General features: G+C 45.3%; 7 protein-coding genes, 1 pseudogene and 1 CRISPR repeat array. All 8 genes and pseudogenes read right to left on the minus strand.

Features of this window, described 5'->3' with window-relative positions:
- Positions 1–25 precede the first annotated feature (25 nt).
- Positions 26–527: direct repeats of the CRISPR family, unit length 33 nt; unit sequence ATTTCAACTCACACACCCCACACGGGGTGCGAC.
- Between the two features lie 149 nt (positions 528–676).
- Positions 677–967: a CRISPR-associated endonuclease Cas2 gene (cas2, locus tag ACR0QN_RS13590; RefSeq protein WP_432651764.1), complete on the minus strand. Its 291-nt coding sequence runs from the start codon at positions 965–967 to the stop codon at positions 677–679.
- A gap of 16 nt (positions 968–983) precedes the next feature.
- A complete protein-coding gene (gene cas1c, locus ACR0QN_RS13595; RefSeq protein ID WP_432651765.1) occupies positions 984–2,036 on the minus strand; it encodes a type I-C CRISPR-associated endonuclease Cas1c in 1,053 nt (350 codons plus the stop codon).
- A gap of 3 nt (positions 2,037–2,039) precedes the next feature.
- Entirely contained in the window at positions 2,040–2,705 is a 666-nt protein-coding gene (gene cas4, locus ACR0QN_RS13600; protein ID WP_432651766.1) for a CRISPR-associated protein Cas4, read from the minus strand.
- A complete protein-coding gene (gene cas7c / locus ACR0QN_RS13605; protein WP_432651767.1) occupies positions 2,692–3,567 on the minus strand; it encodes a type I-C CRISPR-associated protein Cas7/Csd2 in 876 nt (291 codons plus the stop codon). The genes cas4 and cas7c overlap by 14 nt, the downstream gene beginning before the upstream one ends.
- Before the next feature lie 31 nt (positions 3,568–3,598).
- A complete protein-coding gene (cas8c, locus tag ACR0QN_RS13610) occupies positions 3,599–5,380 on the minus strand; it encodes a type I-C CRISPR-associated protein Cas8c/Csd1 (protein ID WP_432651768.1) in 1,782 nt (593 codons plus the stop codon).
- Positions 5,371–6,078 (minus strand): type I-C CRISPR-associated protein Cas5c, encoded by a 708-nt coding sequence (gene cas5c / locus ACR0QN_RS13615; RefSeq protein WP_432651769.1) that lies wholly within the window; start codon positions 6,076–6,078, stop codon positions 5,371–5,373. Before cas5c ends, cas8c begins: the two co-directional genes overlap by 10 nt.
- 14 nt (positions 6,079–6,092) lie before the next feature.
- A pseudogene (gene cas3, locus ACR0QN_RS13620) lies at positions 6,093–7,496 on the minus strand (CRISPR-associated helicase Cas3'); the annotation flags it as partial.
- Between the two features lie 139 nt (positions 7,497–7,635).
- Positions 7,636–7,914, minus strand: a complete 279-nt coding sequence (locus ACR0QN_RS13625) for a hypothetical protein (RefSeq protein ID WP_432651770.1) — start codon at positions 7,912–7,914, stop codon at positions 7,636–7,638.
- Positions 7,915–8,043: the final 129 nt, after the last annotated feature.

Consider the following 8,043-nt stretch of genomic DNA (forward strand, 5'->3'; position numbering starts at 1 on the left):
CCTAAAGGATCGGCTTGACAGAGCAATTTCAACTCACACACCCCACACGGGGTGCGACGTTCACCGCCGTACAAATCCAGCAGGTACGCCGCATTTCAACTCACACACCCCACACGGGGTGCGACGGTTTCATCAGTACGTCATACAACAATTTTGCAAATTTCAACTCACACACCCCACACGGGGTGCGACGCATTCCCCGATGATGTTAATACCGCTCTCAGGATTTCAACTCACACACCCCACACGGGGTGCGACTGTCCCCAAAGGCAAAGGCAGAGGTGCTTGGATTATTTCAACTCACACACCCCACACGGGGTGCGACGCAGAAATTCCTCTGCCGTTAAATACGCCATATCCATTTCAACTCACACACCCCACACGGGGTGCGACCATTTGACACTTTCGATGAAGCCAGAGCCGCCGCAATTTCAACTCACACACCCCACACGGGGTGCGACTTGGAGAAACTGTATGCGGATTTCAACTGTTCAATTTCAACTCACACACCCCACACGGGGTGCGACTCTATATGTAGTGCTAAAATAGAGCCGCCACCCATAAGTGGAGCGGACAAGACAATATAAATGTATATATTATTGTATATTCTACAATAATATACACAAAATGATATAACTCACCTGCACTTATCCGACATCAACCGGACTTCGCAGACCTACAGAATAATAACCCCCTCGGGATCATAGGTCTCCTTGACCCCGAAATGCTCTATCTTATTCTGCCATTTGTTACCCAGATAATATATACGCAGGCTGTCACGGGAATTGTCAATAATTTTCAGCAAACGGTCCTTGACTTTCAGAAATGTGCCGTAATCCACATCTATCTCGAAAACCGAATTCTGTACACGCTGACCGTAATTCACACATTCCTTGGCGATTTTTCTGAGTCTCGTCCTGCCTGCCTTATCCGTTGTGGAAACATCATAACTCACTAAAACCATCAAACCGAAAACACCCCCGTCACTTCAGCAAAAACGACGGATACTCATCAATTTCACCCCTGATAAATTTAGCAAGCAAACTGCTCTGAACAAAGGGCAGAAGGCCCAAAGGTATCTTCTGTTTAAGATACGGATGAACTATTACGGACCGCTTTTTCTCCTGCCATAAGGTCAAGACTTTTTTCTTGCCTTCCTTAGTGAGCATAACAGCCCCGCTTACCTGAGTCTCGAAATCCTCCGCCTTGATCTGCCTGAGATTTATGATAGTTAAAACAAGTCTCTCGATAATGAACCTTGCCTCCTCTACAAGATCGCAGGCAAGAGAGCTCCGCCCGGGCCGCAGCTCGTGATAATACCCAACATAACTGTCAAGCCCCACACTTTCAAGAGCCGCCGCAAAATCGCAGGTGTAAATGGTATACAAGTAAGATAACAGAGCATTTATCCTGTCAAGAGGCGGACGCTTCGTGCGGTATGCCATTCTGAAATCCTCCCTCTGCTTCACAAGCATACGGTCAAACACATCAAAATAAGCCTTAGCCGCACTGCCCTCCGCTCCGAGGATCTCAAGCTTGTCGTTATATCCGAAAACAGCCTCCGCAGACTCACCGAGACGGCGGATACAAGCACTCACCGAACCGTCATTATCAATCTCGGGATAATCCCTGAGCGACCTTTTAAGGACAGCGCAGGAATTTGCAAGCTTTGCCGCCACAGTATTTCTGATAAGCCCGAGAGTTTTTTGGTTGATAGCGTCCTCCTCCCCGGAAAACAGCTTTATCTGAGCAGTCCTAAGCAGAACATTTCCTCTTGTCGTTCCCTGAAGTCTTCCCAAAAATCTGCCCTGAGGAGAGATAAAATTCAGCGCAATCCCACATTCACACAGCTTTCCCATCAAAGCAGGAGAACAGCCAAGGTATGAAAAGCAGAACACAGACTCCAGATTTGCAAAAGGCATACGGAACACCTGCTCATCGGACATCTTAATAACGATATTTTCCCCGTCCAGAGACAGATAAGCGTCCTCCTCGGTAATATAAAGAGTATTCAGCAGTTTTTTTATCTCTATCACCCCTCACTCCGCCAGCATCTGACGGATATTATCCTTCACGCTGTAGCTTTCGCATTTTGGCATACATACATTTTCCAGAGAACAGCCGCTGCAGCGCTGACCCTTTTTACGAAGAGGTATCTCTCCGCTTTCGAGAATATCCCTCATCTGAGAAATAAGCCCCGTTACACGCTCATAGTATTTATCATACTCGCTGTCAAAGGGCAGAACAGTACGTTTCCTGACGTCTGCATAATAAACCGCCCCTTTGCAGTTACAGCCAAAAACCTTGTCAGCGCAAAGCTTCTGAGCAAAAACCTGCACCGCATCGGGCAGAGATATCTCGCCATTTTTAGGACGAGTAGGCTTATACTCAACTAACGTCACCGTATAATTTTTCCCGTCTTTGCCTATGTAGTCACCGTTTTTGTCGGGAGCGAACTCAATGCAGTCGGAGACGCCGTAAATATCCAGCTCGTCATTGTACAAGGTCACAGCCGTCATTGAATACCCGTTCCTGCACATTCCCCGTTCACCGCTGTGTACACGTTCGTGGATAATATTTCCCATTACCACCGAAGCATTTTCCGCCCAGTCCCCGTTTATTTCCAAAAGCCCGAACCGCCTCGGGCAATACAGAAAATGCTGTATCGCCCTGATATTGACGGAACGTTTATCACAGCTTTTCAATCAGCTCAACACCTTCGGGCATATTTCTGTCAACGGTGATAACATAGTCCGAAAAGCTTCTGGGAACACGCTTTTCCTCGGTGGGAGTAAATGTGCAGCTTATCTTGTCGGTCAGGATATGTGCAGGACAGTTTCCAAGAGCATTTGAATGCTTGAAAACATACAGCTTTCTCATACACATCTTTCCCCTTGCAGCGCTTCTGTCGTGCTCAAACATATTGATTATTGCAGTCCATAAAAGCTCCAGATCGTCCTCGGAAAAGCCTGTGACCTTCTGAGCAAGCATTGCCGAAATATAGCCCTCTGCACGGTAAAGTCCGTAAGGAACATAATGCTTTTTGCCCATTTCCGTGCGCTTGCCCTTGTCATTGAAATCGCCGTCTGTAGTAATAGCCTGTCTTGTAACGGTAATATCCTGCTCAAAAACAGGGTCAAGGCTCTTTGCGAAATTTATCTGAACAGGACCTCTTACAATTCCGCAGGGGTCGTCACCCGTACTCATTACAGCGCCAAATGTACGTACATCAAAGTAATTTTCGCACATATACTTTCTTGCCCGCTCCACATCATCGGCATTTTTGCCCTTCTGCTTCTTTTCAAGACCGCACTCCTCATAAGCTGCAGTAAACTTGGAATTAAGAGAACGGTCTGCCTTGATAAGAATGTTATAGCCCGGCTCACCCTCCTTGAATATCTCCACAAAATTGCGTATCTTTCTCTTGAGGCAAACGTCTGTCACAATGCCGTGAGCAGTTTCCGAGTCAATTCTCGGGAGATTACCCGCATCGGGGTCACCGTTGGGGTTGCCGTTCTCAACATCAAAGAGCATTACAAATTCGTATCTGTTTTCAATAGCTGACATAATAAAAACTTCCTTTCAAATCACAATATCATTATTTATCCGAACCCTCAGCAGCTTTCTTTTTGAGGAAAAACTGCTGATAATAACCGATTATAAACGCACCCTGCTCCTCAATGGAAAGAGCGGACGGGAAATTCCCCTCCATAAGATTTATTATCTCTCCCATAAGATAGTTGTAATAATCGCTGTCCAGCTTTTTGAGATGGTTCTGAGCCAGCATCATAAGTCTTGGAAAAACAACCGAAGGCTTTGAGCAGGCAGCCGCAAAATAAGAGTCCTTAATGGTTGAATTCAGGTCTCCCTGAGCGTCCCTCTGAATTTTCTCAAGAACAGCGAAAAGCCGTCCGCAGAGATACGCCTTATCCTTTCTGTTTTCGTCAAGTGCCACTGTAAATTCCTCCTTATAATTTCTGTTAAGGCACGCCTTTATAATTCCGACACGCCTTGAATTTATTTTTCTGTAGGGCTTGTCCTCGGTATCGCTGTCTGTCTTTACTCTGTTTATCACTGCCGCCAGCAGACTGTCGGGATATCTTCGCCCTAAAAAGATACTGTCCATCAGAGCCGATATAAGAGGCGGCGGAGCCTGCTCCTTCGAAACGGGCGATACAAGCTCAGCCGTAAGCTGAGATACGGTAACAGGCTTGTCTCCCGAACCCATAGAAATATCCCTCTGATGTCTCAGCACATTTTCAAGTATCTTTCCGAATGAATCTCTGTAACAGAATTTCATACAAACTCTCGAGGAGTTAGGAACAAGTCCCGCCACATAATAATCCGCCGAACCGTCCGTTACTATCTCGTTTATGTCCAGAGCGTCGCCCTTTTGTATATGTGCCATAACCGACTGTATCTGAGGCTCAAGCTTATCTGCATTTATGCTGTCGTCAAAGGCAAAGAACCGCAGGAAAGCGTCCTCCTTTTCCGAATTTTTGTCTGCGGCGAAGAATATGACCGTCATCGAGTCAATATAAGCCTTGTTTGTAAATTTCTGAGTGTTGGGGTCGGTGTGAGACGTAAGATAGTTGAAAGCCTCCGTATATTTGGACATCGACTCCTCGGAAATATTGCTTGTGTAAGCCTTTGTTTTCCCGTAGGACTCCCCTGCCGTGCTGTTAACGCATACGAAGGTGCCTGCTTTCTGACCGAGAATACCCTTGACGTTATTATGAAGCTGAGCAATCTTTCCTCTTTTGCCCGATACCGCACAAATCTCGTCATCATCGGAGCTTTCCTCTGCTGCATTTTCTGAGCGTATTTTCTGTACAATACAGTCCGCTTCCTGAAGAGGCTTACCTGCAAATCCATCCTGTATAAAATAAAATCCTGCGTCTTTAAGATTTTTTCCGAGACTCAGAATTAACGGATTTTCCGTTTCATCTTCGGGAACAAAGTCTGTCAGAAAATTTCTGAAAGCATTTACCAAAGGTTCGTCCATACCCTCGATAAACTCAAGATTTTTCTCCTTGAATTTGTCATTGGCAAGCTTGTCTGTCACCGAAAGAGTGTTGGTGTCGGGGTCATAGGAAAGCCCGAAAATATACTTCCCTCTGTGGTCAATTCTGTAAGCCTTAATTGACGTGGATTTTTCCCTGAAAGGGAACCTGCACATAACAGGCTCGTACTCCGTTTTGACCTTTCCCTTCTTGTCGGTAACAGTCCTTTCCCGCCGTATGTCCGTAATGCCCGTTATCCTTCCCTCGGGTGAAAGCGAAACAGCATACTGTATAGGAACAGCGGAAAAACCCTTTTCGATGACCTTCCCCTCCGCCGCCAGCACATCATAAAAATCGCACAGCGCCTTTATAAGCATAGCGTATCCCTCCTGTACCTTGCCACATCAATGACCCCGTCTATCAGATGAGGGTGATAATAAACAGCGTCCGCATCGTCGGAAAATTTGCCGTTAACGGGAATGCCCCCGTCCTTGAATTTCATACCGTAAAGCATAATTCCCAGGTCTCTGTCCCCCGCCAGCGCAGGCGATATCTCATCAAGAGGAAACTCGTCAACAAGCCTTATGCTTTTAACGGAAAACTCCCTGCACCCGAAAACAGGCTGCTTGAAGCATTGACCGTTTCTGAGACGTCTCAGCAGGATATTGTAATGCTTCTCCTCGCCCTCGTCCTCATTGTCGCTTTTTATCCCCGTCAGCTCAAAGTGAAATTCAATGCCGTACCGAACATTTTTCAGTACCATTCCCGCCCTCTGACTGATGTTTTCCTTGGTGTATATCTCGGGGCTTTCGCCGCCGTTCATAGCACTTTTCACCTTATTAAAGGATATCTTTTCCTTGACCTCATTGCGCCTGATATTCTCAAATTCAATAGGATTAAAAACCACCAGACGGTCTATTACATACCTGATCGCCGGCTTCCAGTAAATGCATTTTATCATACCCTCAAGCGCCCCCGGAGTGGGAACATCATAGCTCACTCTTTCTATTTTTTGCTCCGGTCTTGTAAAGCAAGCATAATCCCCATCAGCAATTATCTTAAATCCATAGCCCAATTTTATCATTCCTTTCAAATTACATTTATCGTATTGCCGCTTGTGTCAAGTCCCCTGTCTCTGCTGTAAAGCCCGGGAACCGTAAGCCTGTAAACACCCGTACCCATATCCCCGATAACGCCCCTATCCAGCATATCACGAAACTCGTAAAAATAAACTGTCGCCGTATATCTCTGCAGCTTTCTGAGAACCCCTCTGTCCCCGAAGGTCAGCTTTTCAAGCAGCTCTTTGTTTTCCTTGCAGGGAATGACAATTCCCACCGTGTCCCCGTCTATCATATTGTCAAATCTCTCGCTGTAATCCTTGAACGGTATCTGATCAATAGCTTTCACGCCGTTTGATATGGTATTTTCGACAATAACATCTTCCCTGAAACGGTAAAGCCTGCTATAATACTCGGTGATGACCTCCGGCTCAGCAATATCCTTACCGCTCTCAAGAAGCCCCTTTGATATCTGAGCTTTCATTTCAAGATCACCCTTCGGCATACCATCTTCACCAATAAAAATATAGGTAAAGCAGTTATCTTTTTTACCCTCACGATTGCACCGACCTGCAGACTGCAAAATGCTGTCAATACCTGCAATTTCTCTGTACACCGCCCGGAAATCCAGGTCAACGCCCGCCTCGATAAGTGAGGTGGAAATAACGGTTATCTTATCGCCGCTGTGAAGTGACTCACGTATCTCAGCAATAAGCCTTGTTCGGTCATTAGGAGTAAGATATGTAGACAAACAGTATACCTTCCTGTCCATACCCCTGCACATATCATAAAGCCTGCCTGCGGACTTTCTGCTGTTAACGATAATAAGAGAGCTGTCATTTTCCTCGGACATATGAGCAAGCCTTTCCCAGGCTGTCTGCCCCAGAAACTTAAATCCGCAGTTCCTGAAAGACCCGAACTCCGACTTGTCGGAAATAAGCTCGTCATATTCGCAGCCCTTAGCATATTTTCCGAAAAGCTCCCCGAAATCGGGCATAGTAGCCGACAGAAAGAACGCCTCGCTGCCAAGATATTTTACCGCATACCCCACCGCCCTGAGACAAGGCTGTAAAAAAGGTATAGGCATCATATGCACCTCATCAAAAACAATAACGCTGTCGGCAATATTGTGAAGCTTTCTCAGCCTGCTGCTTTTGCGGTGATAAAAGCTCTGAAAAAACTGCACATTTGTGGTGACAATGAGAGGAGCGTCCCAGTTTTCGCAAACCCGTTTCAGTTTGTCAGCGGTAAGCCCATTCTCATCGTCCTCATCGGGACAGTAGTTTGAATGGTGCTGAACCACGGGAAGCACATCTCCGAATAGCTCATTAAAAATATTCGCCGTCTGCTCAATAATGCTCGTGTATGGGATAACATAGATTATCCTCTTTTTCCCCTCGGAAACAGCCTTTTCCAAAGCCAGCTTAATGCTGCAAAGTGTCTTGCCTTATAACAACTTTAGAATATGTCTAATATTGTAGTGACTTCAGCTACTTGTTTATACTTTGTTAATAATTCCAATAAGATAAAAAAATGACGCATTCCAAAGGTTTTTACTCTTTGGAACGCGTCTCTTAGTTTCTATTTGTAGTGTTAGTAATAATGGATATTGATTTTCTGGAAGATGAGTTTATTGACTTGATTATTTCTTCTTTTTCCTTAAGCAATTTCTTTAATTCTGTAACCTCTCTCTTAAGTTCCATAAGCTCAACATCTCTTTGATGTAATGCTGTTATTTCATCTTTCAGACGTTTTATTTCATCATCTTTTGCAGCATCTTTTTTTGAAGCGTCTATATTATCAAATATAGATGCGCGATAGGTAATAATATACTGATTATCAGTATCCGCCAACCAATCCCCCAGACAAATAAAAAGGGAGACGGACAAAATGATCCGACTCCAAACAACTACAGGTTACTATGAACAACTCTAAGAAACTCCAAGTTACTACAATTAACTCTATCAAAGCACTTCGGAGTA

It is taken from the genome of Huintestinicola sp. (assembly GCF_050874005.1).
Lineage (GTDB): Bacteria > Bacillota > Clostridia > Oscillospirales > Ruminococcaceae > Huintestinicola.

What these genes read in the sequence shown, in the direction of transcription:
- cas8c (WP_432651768.1), bottom strand. Translation starts at nt 5,380, where the DNA reads ATGCTTATAAAGGCGCTGTGCGATTTTTATGATGTGCTGGCGGCGGAG.
- cas7c (WP_432651767.1), bottom strand. Translation starts at nt 3,567, where the DNA reads ATGTCAGCTATTGAAAACAGATACGAATTTGTAATGCTCTTTGATGTT.